Below are 15,213 nucleotides of genomic sequence, written 5' to 3'. Positions count from 1 at the left end.
TGTTACGTATACGATAAGAGATGGGTTATTTTTTGTCAAGTGGGACTCTGTTTAAAACAAATCGGGCACTTTTGGAACACCTTCAACTATTGAGTCTGTTTCGCCTGTATAAATTGATCAATCACACGTAAGGCTTTTTCTGTTCCTCCTGCTGTTTGGAAGCTTTCTTCAATTTTTTCAATCCCGTCACGATACGTGTCATTTTCCAGAACCGTTTCTACAGTATCTCTGAGCTGCTTTGCCGTCAGTTGGTCTTTATCAAGTGCGCAGGCAGCAGATAATTCCGTCAGTCTTTGTGCCACCATCGGCTGATCTTTGTCGACCGGAATGACCACCATCGGAACATGATAATGAATCCCTTCATTGACACTATTCATCCCGCCGTGTGTTATAAACACATCTGTCAGTTCGAGCACTTCAAGCTGCGGTACATAAGGCTCAATCAGAAAATGAGAAGGCGCCTCTTTTAAGAGAGACCTATCCACTTTTTCACCTGTTGCAAGAACCACTTTTCCGTTAAAGTCTGCAAAGGCATCAATACACATATTAAAAAATGCTTCTGTATCCCCAAGAACTGTGCCCATCGAAACAAAAATGACTTTTTCTTGCTCAAGTGCTTCCAGCGGGAAATGGTGCTGATCCGCTCGTTTCAAAAAGCTCGGCCCAATGAAAACAAACGAATCGTTTAATGAATCGACGGACGGCTGAAAATATTCACTTGTATACACCATATTCAGCTCTCCGCGGTTTTTCATGAATTGCATCAAATGCGTTGGCTGAACGCCAAAACGTTCATGTATTTCTTCTAACAGATGAGCCGCCTTCTCATCCTTTCTGTATAGAGGTGTATCAAAATGCGCCTCTTGCAGCACAAAAGAAGGGTTCGAACCGATCCCTGGAATCTGTAAGTAATCCCGCACAAGCTCACCTGCTCCAAACATATCAAAATAGACCAAATCAAATGAATGCTGCTGCGAAAGTGTTTCTACTACCTCTAAAACATCGAATGACGTTTGCAGCATGGCATGAAAGAATGGCTGCATGGAATCTAAATTGTCCTCTTCCACATGTAATGTGCGAATATAGTCTGGGTGTATATGTACGTGAGCGCCTAAGCGTTCGATTCGTTCCTGATAATGTTCAGTTGTGACCGCATGAACTTCATCACCTCGATCTGTCCATGCTTTAATGATCCCTAACATTGGGTTCACATGTCCTTCAGCTGGGAACGTAATCAATAAAATTTTCGCCACAAGCAATCCCTCCTCATTGTCAATTCTCTTCCATGTTAATCATATACAGCCAGCAGGCTCAACAAATACGCCTGAAAAGGGGAGAAATGAGTCTTATGACCAGTATATGAAGAGGCTATAAGATAAAAAGACAAAGCCTCCTGTTAAGCGCTTTGTCTTTTTATCTAATGAGTTGAGCAGCATTTTTTGAATGCAGCAGACTGTTTTTCAACCGAAATCGGATCTGCATAGATAAATTCATTGATCGAGTAATAGAGGACATACCCTTGTTTCACCGCTTGATTCTTCTTCCACACACCGCTGCTCGTGATATCAAGATTTGGCGCTTTTCCATCCTTTGTTGGTACAAGTAAGTAGTAGTGCACTTGCTTTAGCTGTATTCCCAATATATAGCGGTATTTCACGCTGTTATTTTAATTATTCCTTTGTAACTGTGTTTCGATATTTATTCAAAGCACGCTGAATACACATTTCCTATATTGAAAAATTCAAGCAGTGCTCTTTTTGCTTCAGGACTAGCGTTTTTCGCTGCTTTATTTACAGCTGCTTTTACAGCATTCCCCTTACTTTTTCCCGCCTGTCTGGCGGCCTTATACGCTGGAATTAATGTTTTAACAAATTTTGTAGCACCTCCTGCAGCTTTTATTGCTGATTTGACTTTTGCGATTTTTGCTATTGGTATAACATTGGTTATAATGGCAGTTCCAACCGCGGAAATACAACCAACTACACCCATAGTAACAACCTCACCTTGTCGTTGAAGAGGGATATTAGAGTTCTCTTCCAACCATTTAAATACGGCTTCATCTCCTTTTGCAATAACGCTGTCAGGTAAAGCTTCAATCGCCAATAAAACCTCTAGCAACTCTTGATACTCTTCATCCACTTCTGAATTAGGACTAATTGCTGTTGCATCCGCAGTAAAAATCGTTGACAATAACATGAAAAGAGCTGTTATGAAGCATATTACACTCTTCTTATGAAAAATAGTTTTCATCCAATATACTCCTCCCTTGTTTATTTTTTGAATATGAGGTAAAAATATCATACTATAATAATTGTTTCAATTTTATAGATTCATATTGGAGGGATATTTTGTGAAAGTCTTGGAGAAATACAGTTATTTAATCATCATTCTTTGTCTGGCGGCAATGATATTGACAAACTTCACTGTGAATGACAACACAATAAAAAATACTGTATCTGTGATTGGATTTATCATTGTTCTTCTTACAATTATACCTGCGGCTATTTACAGGAAAGGTCAAAAAGGCAGGTAACCCCTTTATAGCAATAAACCCCATTCTTATGTTAAGAATGGGGTTTATTTTATTATACTCGGATAGATGTTGCTGGCTTGCAACCAAAACATTTTATCACTTGCTTATCCTAACTTTATTAGAAGAAAACGATCAATCCGATTAAACATAAAAACCCCTCTCCATATGAAGAGGGGTTCATGAAAGACCTTTATCATCGTAAGCAAGGTCAAGTACGCGCTCGGAGGGATTCGAACCCCCGGCAGACGTGGTACCGGAAACCACCGCTCTATCCAACTGAGCTACGAGCGCACGATATGTTTTTTGAACGTCAGCATATCAAATTATAAGGGAAATGCTGCAAGAAAGCAATCAAATTCTGATGACATGATAAAAAGAAGTCTGCACCAAAAACGGTGCACACTTTTCTATTTATGCCATTTTGACTTCGATGGTTTAAGAAAATGCTTTTTGGGAAAAATAACAGGTGGCTGTCGAATTTTTTGACAGCGTTTTGTTTGACCTTTATTGACCAAAAATGTATCATTGAATTACATACTTACCTAAAAGGTGAAGGAGGAACATTATGAATTTAATACCTACAGTCATTGAACAAACAAATCGTGGGGAAAGAGCTTACGACATTTATTCTCGTCTTTTAAAAGACCGTATTATCATGCTTGGTTCTGCGATCGATGACAATGTTGCCAACTCCATCGTGTCACAGCTTCTTTTCTTAGAAGCCGAAGATCCAGAGAAAGATATCTCTATCTACATTAACAGCCCCGGCGGTTCGATCACAGCTGGTATGGCCATTTACGATACGATGCAATTTATTAAACCAAAGGTATCAACTATTTGTATTGGTATGGCTGCATCAATGGGTGCGTTCCTGCTTGCTGCTGGTGAAAAAGGTAAGCGTTATGCCCTTCCAAACAGTGAAGTCATGATTCACCAACCATTAGGCGGTGCCCAAGGTCAAGCGACAGAAATTGAAATTGCGGCAAAACGAATCCTTTCTTTACGTGATAAACTGAACCAAGTACTTGCTGAACGTACTGGTCAGCCAATTGAAGTGATTGAGCGCGATACAGATCGTGACAACTTCAAAACAGCGGAAGAAGCACTTCAATACGGACTTATCGACAAAGTGTTAACCCGTAATTCAGAAGAACAAAAATAATCATGACAAAACAAACCGTCTGCTCCTTTGAACAGACGGTTTTTTGTTGCTCACCTGCTTTAAGACAGCTCCGTCCATTTCTGCTGAAGAGTTGGTGTTTGATAAGATGCCATCTGTGAAATCAGTTCTTCCGGCTCTCTTGAGGCATGTAGCAATTGTAGGTGTGATTCATTCGAAAAACCTTCCTGTACACTAAACGTCACCATGTCAATGAGTGGCTTGAAATAGTCATTGACTTGATACAAGCCAATTGGCTTTTGGTGAATCCCTATTTGTGCCCAGCATAGCACCTCAAATAATTCTTCATATGTACCAAAGCCACCTGGCATCGCAATAAATCCATCAGCCAGCTCGCTCATTTTCGCTTTTCGTTCATGCATTCCTTTGACCTCTATTAGCTCTGTCAGCTCTTGATGCACAACCTCTCCTCGAAATAGCCCCTTTGGCATAACCCCGATCACTTGCCCGCCATTTTTTAATACCTCATCTGCAATGGCACCCATTAGTCCAATTCGTGAACCGCCGTATACAAGACGAATGCCTTTCTCTGCCATATAAGCACCCAGCTCTACAGCCTTTTGTTTATAGATGTCATTCACACCTGGATTCGAACCAGCAAACACACAAATCGTTTTCATCAGAACAGCTCCATCTCTCTCTATGATATCTTCACCCACTTATTCTACTATAATTGATTGTAAAGAAACAGCCGCTTCGTCTATATATAGTGTAAAATCAAAAGGTGAATACCATATAAGGAGCTGTATAAAGAGAATGCAAACAACAGAGATGGAAAAATGGATCAAGTCGTTTTATGAAATGAGACATTGGACACAATACGGGCCGTTTATTCGGTTAGGCTTCCTTATGGAAGAAACGGGAGAGCTCGCTCGTGCCGTTAGAGCCGTAGAGATTGGGCGTGATCGGCCTGATGAGAAAATACAAGAGACACTAGAGTTAAAGAAAGATCTGATCGAAGAAATGGGGGACGTGTTAGGAAACCTACTCGTTTTAGCTGATCTCTATGATGTGACATTAGAAGAGGTCTTCTCCTCCCATCAACAGAAACTCACAAAACGTTTTTCTGGTGAAATAGAACAGGCAAAAAGCACGTGACCGTTTCGTGTCACGTGCTTTTTGACAACCTTATAGCTGCTGCGGGGAGATATCATCCGTTCGTTCAAAGAAATGCTGCTTTCCAATATGATGGAAAAGACCCGTACGATGCAAAAGCTCCTTTGGCTGTGATTGAAGCCCAACAATCATTAGTTTACCATTATGATGCTTTAAACGATTGGAGATGTTCATCAGGACTGCTTCTGCTGATGTATCCATATAATTGACTTTATTCATGAGCAGGATGAGCGTTTTCGGCTTTGTCTGAACATGGTCCAAAATGGAATTTTCCAATGAATCTGTTGTCCCGAAAAACAGTGGTCCTTCAATGGAATACATACTGATCCCTTTCTGATCGTGTTTTTCTAAAGTCGCTGCCGTTTCTATTTGGGAAACAGCGACATTTGTATGAATGCTGGTCGTCTGGCTCATTTTTTTAATAAAGGCGATAAATGCTAAAATGAGACCTGCGGTGACGCCAATAATCAAGTCACCAATGACTGTTAACAGGAAGGTCACGACTAGGACAAGTGAATCCGCATTTTTCACTTTCACAATATTGATAAATTCTTTTCTTTCACTCATATTCCATGCAACAAACATTAAGATCGGTGCCATAGCAGCAAGTGGAATCATCGACGCATATGGCGCAAATAGCATTAAGATAAGCAGTACAACGACGCCATGCACGACACCAGAAATCGGACTTGCTCCGCCATTTTTAATGTTCGTTGCCGTACGGGCAATCGCTCCAGTCGCCGGAATTCCTCCGAAAAGCGGTGCCGCCATATTGGCGATTCCTTGCCCGATGAGCTCCTTGTTGCTGTCATGTTTAGAGCCTTTCATATTGTCAGCGACCATGGCGGACAAGATCGATTCCACTCCGCCTAAAAGTGCAATGACAATCGCTGGAGGCAGCAAGTAAAGCATTTTTTCAATCGTCAATTCAGGAAAAGCAAAGCTTGGCAGCTGACGAGGGATTTCACCATATGCAGAGCCAATCGTTTCAACCTGTCCTTGGAAAAAGAGAACAGCTAGAAACGTTGAAACGAGTAGACCTAATAGAGCACCAGGTATTTTGGGAATGTATTTTTGTGCCGCCAAAATCACGATGAGCCCGATGACGGCTGTGATGACAGCGAGACGATTTGTGGTACCGAGATGGACCACGATTTCTCTCATATTGAGGAAAAAGCTTTCATGCTTTTCAACACCCTTTAATCCGAGGAAATTGGCAATCTGTCCTGAAAAAATAATGACAGCGATGCCAGCAGTAAAGCCGATGATAACCGGACGAGGAATAAATTTCATGAGCTTTCCTAGCTTGAATATGCCGAATAACACAAGTATACAGCCTGCCATAAAACCAGCAATGAGCAAATTTTCAACACCGTACTGGCTGACAATCCCGAATAAAATCGGAACAAATGCCCCTGTAGGCCCGCCAATCTGATACTTTGAACCACCAAACAATGAAATCAAAATGCCGGCAACGATGACTGTGTACAATCCATATTCTGGTCCGACACCAGATGCAATGGCAAATGCCATGCCTAAAGGAATTGCCACAACGCCCACGACAAGCCCAGCGATTAAATCACGTCTAAACTTTGATGTATCATAACCTTCAAATCTTCCATAAAAACGCATGGTATGTGTTGGCCTCCTTCAAGTATGTGTAGATGATTTAGGTATACTGCACGTCAATCTGTTGATCTTTCACAACGACATCTAGCTTTCCTGTTGCTGGATGAATGACAAGTCCATGAACAGCCACATCATTTGGCATCAGTGGATGATCTTTGACTAATTTCACACTTTGGGACACGCTTTCTTCTACTGAATCAAAGCCTGTCAGCCACCCCTTTAAATCAACCCCTGAGTTTTTCACAATGCTCAAACATTTCTCTTCGATTCCGCGTGCTTTTGCCTTTTCAAGTAAAGGATCTGCCGCAAGACCTGCCATTCCGCATTCATGATGTCCCACAATGCATACTTCCTCTGCTTTCAGCTCATATATGGCTAGTAATATACTTCGCATCACACTGCCGAAAGGGTGTGTGACGATAGCTCCGGCATTTTTAATGATCTTGGCATCACCGTTACGCAGCCCCATGGATTGCGGCAATAATTCCAAAAGACGTGTATCCATACAAGTTAATATGACGAGTTTCTTTTCAGGAAATTTCCCCGCTTTGTAAGGCTCATAATGTTTCTCTTTCACAAACTCTGAATTGTGCTGAAGAATCTGTTCTAATTTTGAACCCATCTTGCCATCTCCCATCTTTTTTTAAGTAGCGTAAGCCCCTGCCTGTCCTCCTTTTCTTTCGTGTGTTCTCAAGCATAGAGAAGAAAAATGATAGAAAAAAAAGAAAAAAATGAGAAAATGATGAGAGAATATGTAAGCATTTTCTCTATTTTGACTCGAGTTCCGCTTCAGTGTAAGGGATAGGCGGCCTGCTCCTTTAAGCGATTGTTTTCATTTCATCAAAAGACGATGAAATGGTTTAGTAGAAAATGGCCGTCCCGTTTAATACATTTCAAATATAATAAATTTTCTATCAAAAAGTCTCGTTCTATTTTCCGGTTTGTCAGATAATCTCTCAAAAAACCGGCGTTTTTCTAAGTCCCATCTACTAATCTCTCTTTTTTCTACATAGTGAAAATACATCAGATGGCTTATGAATTATCTTTTTCACTAAATTTCCGTTTATTTCAGTATATTAAATATTGAGCAGCTCATATTCAAACGTGTACTGCCAGAATGGTTGCTTTATAATGAAAGGAGAACGATGACCATGTGAAAGGAGCGAGTTGATGATGAAACCACATATTTTTGTCGCCAAACCCTTACCTGCCTCATTTGAAGACATGCTCAAGGAACATTGTACATACGAGGTATGGCAATCAAAGGACCCCATCCCAAGAGATATTTTATTTGAGAAGCTGCAGAAGGCTGATGGGCTTTTAACATCTGGAACAAAAATTGATCAGGAGCTATTAGATCACGCACCAAAACTCAAGGTGGTGAGCAATAACTCTGTCGGCTATGACAACTTCGATATAGAAGCGATGAGACAAAGAGGCGTGATCGGTACGCACACTCCTTATACGCTTGACCATACCGTTGCTGACCTTGCCTTTTCGCTCATTCTCTCGTCTGCAAGAAGAATTGCCGAGCTTGATCGTTTTATCCGCGAGGGAAAATGGACGAAATTTGTACAGGAAGAAGATATATTTGGCATTGATGTTCATCATCAAACGCTTGGCATTATTGGCATGGGTCGTATCGGAGAGCAGGTAGCCAAAAGGGCAGCACTTGGTTTTGATATGAACGTCCTCTATCATAACCGAAGCCGGAATGAAAAAGCCGAATCGGCATACGGCGCTGTATATTGCACACTTGATGACCTGCTAAAGCAAGCCGATATCATTGTGCTGATCACACCACTGACCGATGAAACGTATCATATGATTGGGGAACGAGAATTGAAGTTAATGAAGCAAACCGCTTTATTCGTGAACATTTCTCGCGGGAAAACAGTGGATGAAAAAAGCCTCATTCAAGCGCTTCAGGAGGGATGGATCAAAGGCGCAGGTCTTGATGTATATGAACAAGAGCCGCTTCAGGAAGATCATCCGTTCAAAGAGATGAACAATGTCACTCTTGCCCCTCACATCGGTTCCGCCACCGAAACAACAAGAGACCTCATGCTAAAACGAGCCATTCATAATGTGCTTCATGGAATTGACGGCAAGGCTTCTGTTGATGTTGTGAAGGAGCTAGCCTCATCTTAAATGGAAAAGGCGCAGCGGACTGCGTCTTTTTATTTATTTCATCAGAATGGAATCGGGAGAAAAGCCTCATTTTCGCCAATCTCCTGATTCTTTACATTCTCTTCATATGCGGGTGCTATAATATGAGGTAGACAAGCATCAAGAGGATGGCATCCAATTTCCTTACTAGGAGGATGAAGATGAAAAGATTTGGTTCGATTTTTACTACGCTCGCTCTGATCGCTGCTATTCTGTTTTCTGGATTTATCCCGCAGCAAGCTCATGCAGAAACACCCCTTACACCAACAGCCACAAGTGAAACAGCTTCTATTCAACTTGCATCAGATGTGCGTACCCTTGCCGTCATTAATACCTTTGATGGCGTAGCAGATTATTTAATTCGCTACAAACGACTGCCTGATAACTACATCACAAAATCACAAGCAAGTGCTCTCGGATGGGTAGCATCAAAGGGTAATCTAGCGGAGGTTGCACCAGGTAAAAGCATTGGTGGAGATGTTTTCTCTAACCGGGAGGGACGCCTTCCTTCAGCAAGCGGCCGAACATGGCGTGAGGCCGATATCAACTACGTCTCCGGCTTCCGTAATGCTGATCGCCTCGTGTATTCGAGTGACTGGCTCATTTATAAAACAACAGACCACTATGCGACATTTACACGTATTCGTTAATGAATGAAAAAAGACAGGCCGATTTCGAAGCGGGCTGTCTTTTCATATTGTTTACGAAAGCAATTTTTGTACGTACTCCTCAAACGGTTGTGAGAGTGGTTTCTTCAATACTTCTTCCTGTTCATGTATCGTGACATGATCCTCTGTCACGACCACACGCCCTGTTGGTGTCAGTTTGGATGCAAGCGGTCTTTTATTAAAAGGAGAGGCTTCATTTTCATAAATTTCCTGCCTCATTTGAACCAATATATGCTCATTGACTTCCTTCAATGTAAAAGCATAGCCTGTTTCAGTGCCTTCTCCCCTGTCCAATTGGATCAGATGTGTCCCTTTTTCGGTTTCCTCTGCTTTGACGCGAAAACGAATGGACGGTGCTTCCACCCATTCACCTGTAAAAGGGATGGGCTGAAGAGGTAAATTCACACCAAATCCTGCATCAATAAGGAAGCGCTCGTTGTGATGTGTAAGGACGATGGCTACATGCGTTCCATCAATCGCCCACTTCTCCGCTTCTTTGTTATACACGGTTCCTTGAACGAGCTGTACAGCAAGCCCTGCCTCTTTTAGCACATGATATAAGAGAGGATTGAGGTCATAACAAAGTCCCCCTCTTTTTCCTTCAAGAAGATGCTGTTTCAACCCTTCTTGATCCAAGCCGTAGGAGTGTTTGTTCAGCACAGATCGGTTTTCAAATGGAAACGTATACGCCATCTTTTTTAATAAAGCAGGCAAGTCATCAAATGTGATAGACTGACCTTCGTATCCAATCTTCTGTAAAAAGGCTGATTGAATCATGTACATTCCCTCCTAAAAAAACTGAGCCTGTAAAGAGACTCAGTTTTCTTGATTGATAAAATCTGTTAATGCCTTAATGGCTTCCTCTTCATCTGCACCATCTGCAATCAGCTTGATCGTGACTCCAGAGCTGATCGCAAGGCTCATGAGACCCATAATGCTCTTCGCATTGACCTTCTTTCCATCCTTCTCTAGAAAAATATCAGCACCAAAGCGATTGGCTTCTTGTACGAACAAAGCAGCTGGCCGTGCCTGCAAACCTGTTTTCAGCTGAATGGTGACCGTTTTTTCCACCATATGATCTGCCTCCCTTTTTTATTTCCCTATTTGAGTGTAACAGCTTGTCCGTTTCGTAATTGTTCTGCGATTTGATCTAGCTTTCTTAAACGGTGGTTAATGCCTGATTTGCTGATCTTTCCGCTTTCCACCATTTCGCCAAGTTCCTTTAGCGTGACCTCTTGATAGTCGACGCGCAGTTTAGCAATTTCACGCAGCTTATCCGGCAGCGCATCAAGTCCAATTTTTTCATCAATGAATTGAATGTTTTCGACCTGACGCAGTGAGGCACCAATCGTTTTATTCAAGTTTGCTGTTTCACAATTGACGAGCCGGTTTACGGAATTCCTCATATCGCGGACGATTCGCACGTCTTCAAAGCGAAGTAATGAGTTATGGGCACCGACAACACTTAGAAATTCCGTAATTTTTTCGGCTTCTTTCATGTACGTAATATATCCTTTTTTACGCTCAAGTGTTTTACTGTTCAGATGAAATTGATTCATCAGCTCACAAAGGGCATCGTTATGTTCTTTATATAATGAAAAAATCTCAAGGTGATAGGAAGACGTTTCAGGATTATTCACAGAACCGCCTGCTAAAAAAGCACCTCTCATATAGGAGCGCTTGCAGCATCTTTTCTTCACAAGCTCCTCTGAAATATTGCGCTCAAATACAAATTGTTCACCTAATATTTTCAAATCCTCTAAAATCGTTTTCGCTCGTTCTACCAGTCTGACAATATACACATTATTCTTTTTTAATCTCATTTTCTTACGGACGAGCAGCTCGACTGTCACATCATATTTCCTTTTGAGCAGCGTATAAATACGTCTTGCAATGGCTGCGTTCTCTGTCTGTATATCTAAAATCAATTTTCGATTAGAGAAAGATAATGAACCGTTCATACGGATGAGGGCAGAAAGCTCTGCTTTTGAGCAGCAGTCCTTCACGTCCAGATTAGTCAGCTCTTTTTTTGTTTCGGATGCAAATGACATCCTTGCCACCCCCATTCCTATTTTTTCTGATGCAGCAGGTCGACGAGCAGCGAGGCTACTTTGAGCGTGTCGTGACGAATCACATTCTGGTCATATGTAATGATTTCCCCAGGGATGACTTCCAGTCCCATTGCTTTAAGTGCACCTATGTCGAACTGTACAGGCTGCGCCTGTTCCTCTGCATACTTTGCTCTGATTTCTTCTGGAATTTCTTTATTGTTCACAAAAATGGTATCAATGAATGGTCGATCCATATGATCGTTTAAAGCCTGCACATGATCAGCTGCACTGTAGGAAAGCGTTTCCCCCGGCTGCGTCATGACATTGCAAATATACACTTTTTTCGCCTTAGCGCGAATCACTTCTTCTCCAATATGCGGTACAAGCAAGTTCGGCAAAATACTCGTATACAAGCTGCCAGGTCCAATGACGATCAAATCAGCCTCACGAATGACTTGAATGGATTCTTGAAGCGGCTCAATCGTATCGGGTGTGAGGAAGACTCGTTTAATCCTTTCCCCGTAAGTAGGGATTTTGGATTCTCCTGTTACCACTTGCCCATTTTCTAATTCTGCATGAAGAACAACACTTGAATTCGCTGCTGGCAATACTTTCCCTCTCACATTTAAGACCTTGCTCATTTCTGTGACGGCATGAAAAAAGTCACCGGTTATATTTGTCATCGCCGCAAGAATGAGATTGCCGAGAGAGTGGCCTGTTAAGTCATTCCCTTTGTTAAAACGGTGCTGAAATAAATCTTCCACAAGCGGTTCCACATCAGAGAGAGCCGCAAGGACGTTTCGAATATCGCCTGGAGGCGGGATATTCAAATCGTGGCGCAGTCTGCCTGAACTGCCTCCGTCATCAGCAACCGTAACAATGGCTGTAATATCTACTGGCTTTGTTTTTAGCCCTCTGAGCAAAACAGATAAGCCAGTACCACCGCCAAGAATGACCACCTTTGGTAATGTCGTCATCTATTTTTTGCTTCTCTTTTCAATGTCCCGGTGAGTGACATGTGTATAGTAATCGTTTTTAAAATACTCCGCTAAATAGTTAGCGAGCGTCACAGATCGATGCTGGCCGCCCGTACAGCCAATGGCGATCACAAGTTGACTTTTTCCTTCTCGTTTATAGGACGGAAGCATAAAGCTGAGAAGATCAATTAATTTCTCTGTGAACTTTTGCGTTTCACTCCATTTCATCACATAGGAGCGCACTTCTTCATCGTTTCCAGTCTGTGGACGCATGCTCTCAATATAGTAAGGGTTTGGCAAGAACCTTACATCAAATACAAGATCAGCATCAATCGGCAGGCCATATTTAAAGCCAAAGGACATGACATTCACTGTAAACACTTGCCCTTGATTGGTGGCAAAGTGCGTGACAATTTTTTCTCGAAGCTGTTTTGGTTTCAGATCCGACGTATCAAAAATCATTTGAGACCGGCCTTTCAACTCCTCTAGCAGCTCACGCTCCATTGCAATACCTTCGAGCGGCAGTCCTGTTGTCGCAAGAGGATGCGAACGTCTCGTTTCTTTGTATCTTGAGACAAGCACCTTATCGTTTGCGTCTAAAAATAGAATCCTTGGTGTAATCCAGCCGATATCACTCATATCATCTAAGGCAGCAACTAAGCTATCAAAGAATTCGCGGCCGCGCAAATCCATCACAAGGGCTACCTTGCTCATTTTTGAATTCGATTCCTTCATGAGCTCTAGAAACTTCGGTAAAAGTGATGGCGGTAAGTTATCCACACAGAAGTAACCTAAGTCTTCAAAGCTTTGAATGGCAACGGTTTTCCCCGCACCTGACATTCCTGTAATAATCACAAGCTGAATATCATCTTGTTTGTACGTATTCATGCCTGCTCCCTCTCCTTCTTTATGAAAACGGTTCATGTATTAGTCTCCTTGAGGATCTAACCGATAAGCAATGAGCTCAAAATCTGGTGTATACGTAAAAGTGCCGTGGAGAAGTCCTTTTCCCTTTAGCATGAAGTCAAGAATATGGGAATCTCCAGGAGCCATCGGCAAACGAGGCACATCCTGCACGTCATGCCATTTTAAAATGCCTTCCTCTGATTCTGTCACGTTTTTCCCGGTAAATGAATCTGCCATAAAGGTGAACATCATCCATTCTTGAACGATTTGATCGCCTTCTTTTATGATAAAGGTAAAAACACCCTTTAGCTGCGGATTTAAAATATAAATGCCTGTTTCTTCTCTATACTCTCGAACGACTGAATCCTTGACCGATTCTCCGCTTTCCATTTTGCCGCCCGGCGCTACCCACCAGCCGCGTCTTGGCTTTTGCAGCAAGAGAACTTGATCTTCGTGATGCAGCACACAATTGGTTACTCGTTGCATCAGCTGTCACCTACTCTTATATGTCTTTTTCTTATTATACAGGTTCATCCTGACTCCCACAATGAACATGCCCGTTCTTCACCGAAAACAGACAGGTTTTCGTGTGAATGATGTGACGTCCAATTTCTCTACTCTTTATTTTACAACATTTAACGGTTCTCCATGCGTCATTTGTGAACATCTCGTGAATTTCTGATTTTATGCAAAAAAAAGGACACGGATTCGCATCCGTGCCAAACATGTATTCCTTATAAAAGGGGGTCAATTACTAGTTTTATCATAACGGATCATTGTTTCACCCGTGTTACATTCCAGTTAAAAGCCCATGACGCAATATTAAGGATTTAAGACAGCCGTTTATTTCGTTGCTTTTAGCTTTTCAGCAAGCTCTTCTACATAATGCTGTGCGCTCTGTGCTGCAATACTTCCGTCACCTGTTGCTGTCACAATTTGACGAAGTGTTTTTTCACGAATGTCACCAGCTGCAAAAATGCCTTCAACTCTTGTTTCCATTCTTTCGTTTGTCTCGATATAGCCTTCTTTATTTGTAATGCCGAGATTTTCAAATGGTTTAGATAGTGGCAGCATTCCGATATAAATAAAGACGCCGTCTGTTTTAAAGTCTTCTTCTTCACCTGTCACGGTATCAATTAACGTCACGCTACCGACTTTTCCATTTTCTTCATTGATCTGCTTGACAGTTTTGTTCCACATGAAGTCGATTTTTTCATTATCAAAGGCACGTGCTTGTAAGATGCTTTGTGCACGAAGTTTGTCACGTCTATGGACGATCGTTACTTTTGAAGCAAAGCGTGTGAGATACACACCCTCTTCTACCGCAGAGTCTCCGCCACCAATGACCACAAGCTCTTTGTTTTTAAAGAAGGCACCATCACATACTGCACAGTATGATACGCCGCGGCCCCCAAGTTCTTTTTCACCTGGTGCACCGATTTTTTTATATTCAGCACCTGCCGCAATGATAACAGAACGGCCTTTGTATTCTTTTGAACCAGCTTTGACGATTTTGTACTCTTCACCGTCAACAATTTCTTTAATATCACCATATGCATACTCAGCACCGAATTTCTTCGCATGCTCAAACATTTTATTTGAAAGTTCCGGCCCTAAAATGCTTTCAAAGCCAGGATAGTTCTCAACATCTTCCGTATTCGCCATTTGTCCGCCTGGAATTCCTCTTTCAATCATGAGTGTTGAAAGATTTCCCCGTGATGTATAAACAGCGGCTGTCATTCCGGCAGGTCCCGCTCCAATGATGATCGTATCGTAGATTTTTTCTTCTGACACAACTGTCACTCCCTCTTCAATTGCTGCTAGCATTTCCTATTAGAATGCCCTTGGGTGATGCTTCCATTCATGACAGAAAGCATCCTTTCCACTCTTAGCTTTTATTCCTTACCCATATCCTATTAAATCTGCGGGGAATAAGCGAATCATTTGCTCATATCTTCAAAAAAAGAAAAAGCTTCCTTAAACT

General features: G+C 42.0%; 17 protein-coding genes and 1 tRNA gene. 4 read left to right on the top strand and 14 right to left on the bottom strand.

What is annotated here, in order from left to right; all coding sequences use genetic code 11:
• Window positions 1–86: 86 nt before the first annotated feature.
• The 4 genes from IEE86_RS06300 to IEE86_RS06285 form a co-directional block, all read right to left on the bottom strand.
• The gene (locus IEE86_RS06300) at window positions 87–1,253 is read right to left on the bottom strand and encodes a macrolide family glycosyltransferase (protein ID WP_191096437.1); all 1,167 of its coding nucleotides are present in this window, start codon (window positions 1,251–1,253) and stop codon (window positions 87–89) included.
• Window positions 1,254–1,417: 164 nt separating this feature from the next.
• Window positions 1,418–1,657, bottom strand: a complete 240-nt coding sequence (locus IEE86_RS06295) for a hypothetical protein (protein WP_224740817.1) — start codon at window positions 1,655–1,657, stop codon at window positions 1,418–1,420.
• A gap of 41 nt (window positions 1,658–1,698) precedes the next feature.
• Window positions 1,699–2,250, bottom strand: coding sequence for a hypothetical protein (locus IEE86_RS06290; RefSeq protein ID WP_191096436.1), 552 nt, complete (start codon window positions 2,248–2,250; stop codon window positions 1,699–1,701).
• A 498-nt stretch (window positions 2,251–2,748) separates the two neighbouring features.
• A tRNA-Arg gene (locus IEE86_RS06285) sits at window positions 2,749–2,824 on the bottom strand.
• Window positions 2,825–3,098: 274 nt separating this feature from the next.
• Between IEE86_RS06285 and clpP the strand changes: the two genes are divergently transcribed.
• Window positions 3,099–3,695 carry an ATP-dependent Clp endopeptidase proteolytic subunit ClpP gene (clpP, locus tag IEE86_RS06280; protein WP_024719872.1) on the top strand — a complete coding sequence of 199 codons (597 nt, stop codon included), beginning with the start codon at window positions 3,099–3,101 and terminating at the stop codon, window positions 3,693–3,695.
• A gap of 59 nt (window positions 3,696–3,754) precedes the next feature.
• Here clpP and IEE86_RS06275 read toward each other — a convergent pair whose 3' ends face one another.
• Window positions 3,755–4,333: an LOG family protein gene (locus IEE86_RS06275; protein WP_191096435.1), complete on the bottom strand. Its 579-nt coding sequence runs from the start codon at window positions 4,331–4,333 to the stop codon at window positions 3,755–3,757.
• Window positions 4,334–4,469: 136 nt separating this feature from the next.
• Here IEE86_RS06275 and IEE86_RS06270 point away from each other — a divergent pair, with 136 nt between their 5' ends.
• Window positions 4,470–4,811 carry a MazG nucleotide pyrophosphohydrolase domain-containing protein gene (locus IEE86_RS06270; RefSeq protein WP_191096434.1) on the top strand — a complete coding sequence of 114 codons (342 nt, stop codon included), beginning with the start codon at window positions 4,470–4,472 and terminating at the stop codon, window positions 4,809–4,811.
• 30 nt (window positions 4,812–4,841) lie between these two features.
• Here IEE86_RS06270 and IEE86_RS06265 read toward each other — a convergent pair whose 3' ends face one another.
• Together IEE86_RS06265 and IEE86_RS06260 are read right to left on the bottom strand one after the other, a co-directional pair.
• The gene (locus IEE86_RS06265; protein WP_191096433.1) at window positions 4,842–6,461 is read right to left on the bottom strand and encodes a SulP family inorganic anion transporter; all 1,620 of its coding nucleotides are present in this window, start codon (window positions 6,459–6,461) and stop codon (window positions 4,842–4,844) included.
• A gap of 37 nt (window positions 6,462–6,498) precedes the next feature.
• Window positions 6,499–7,080, bottom strand: a complete 582-nt coding sequence (locus tag IEE86_RS06260; protein WP_191096432.1) for a beta-class carbonic anhydrase — start codon at window positions 7,078–7,080, stop codon at window positions 6,499–6,501.
• A gap of 551 nt (window positions 7,081–7,631) precedes the next feature.
• Here IEE86_RS06260 and IEE86_RS06255 point away from each other — a divergent pair.
• Together IEE86_RS06255 and IEE86_RS06250 are read left to right on the top strand one after the other, a co-directional pair.
• Complete coding sequence (locus IEE86_RS06255; protein ID WP_224740816.1) at window positions 7,632–8,609, top strand: 2-hydroxyacid dehydrogenase; 978 nt, start codon at window positions 7,632–7,634, stop codon at window positions 8,607–8,609.
• Window positions 8,610–8,788: 179 nt separating this feature from the next.
• The gene (locus IEE86_RS06250; RefSeq protein ID WP_191096430.1) at window positions 8,789–9,277 is read left to right on the top strand and encodes a ribonuclease; all 489 of its coding nucleotides are present in this window, start codon (window positions 8,789–8,791) and stop codon (window positions 9,275–9,277) included.
• A 51-nt stretch (window positions 9,278–9,328) separates the two neighbouring features.
• On the opposite strand, the gene IEE86_RS06245 is transcribed toward IEE86_RS06250, so the two are convergent.
• The 7 genes from IEE86_RS06245 to trxB form a co-directional block, all read right to left on the bottom strand.
• Window positions 9,329–10,072, bottom strand: a complete 744-nt coding sequence (locus IEE86_RS06245) for an arylamine N-acetyltransferase family protein (RefSeq protein WP_191096429.1) — start codon at window positions 10,070–10,072, stop codon at window positions 9,329–9,331.
• Window positions 10,073–10,111: 39 nt separating this feature from the next.
• A complete protein-coding gene (locus IEE86_RS06240; protein ID WP_191096428.1) occupies window positions 10,112–10,369 on the bottom strand; it encodes an HPr family phosphocarrier protein in 258 nt (85 codons plus the stop codon).
• Window positions 10,370–10,395: 26 nt separating this feature from the next.
• Entirely contained in the window at window positions 10,396–11,346 is a 951-nt protein-coding gene (whiA, locus tag IEE86_RS06235; protein ID WP_191096427.1) for a DNA-binding protein WhiA, read from the bottom strand.
• Between the two features lie 17 nt (window positions 11,347–11,363).
• Complete coding sequence (locus IEE86_RS06230) at window positions 11,364–12,323, bottom strand: gluconeogenesis factor YvcK family protein (RefSeq protein WP_191096426.1); 960 nt, start codon at window positions 12,321–12,323, stop codon at window positions 11,364–11,366.
• Complete coding sequence (gene rapZ / locus IEE86_RS06225; RefSeq protein ID WP_191096537.1) at window positions 12,324–13,211, bottom strand: RNase adapter RapZ; 888 nt, start codon at window positions 13,209–13,211, stop codon at window positions 12,324–12,326.
• Between the two features lie 39 nt (window positions 13,212–13,250).
• The gene (locus IEE86_RS06220; RefSeq protein WP_191096425.1) at window positions 13,251–13,715 is read right to left on the bottom strand and encodes an 8-oxo-dGTP diphosphatase; all 465 of its coding nucleotides are present in this window, start codon (window positions 13,713–13,715) and stop codon (window positions 13,251–13,253) included.
• Between the two features lie 357 nt (window positions 13,716–14,072).
• Window positions 14,073–15,023 carry a thioredoxin-disulfide reductase gene (trxB, locus tag IEE86_RS06215; RefSeq protein ID WP_191096424.1) on the bottom strand — a complete coding sequence of 317 codons (951 nt, stop codon included), beginning with the start codon at window positions 15,021–15,023 and terminating at the stop codon, window positions 14,073–14,075.
• Window positions 15,024–15,213 lie beyond the last annotated feature (190 nt).

Source organism: Bacillus crepusculi (genome assembly GCF_014764715.1).
Classification (GTDB): domain Bacteria; phylum Bacillota; class Bacilli; order Bacillales; family Bacillaceae; genus Bacillus.
This window is presented reverse-complemented; position numbering and strand designations above follow the sequence as displayed.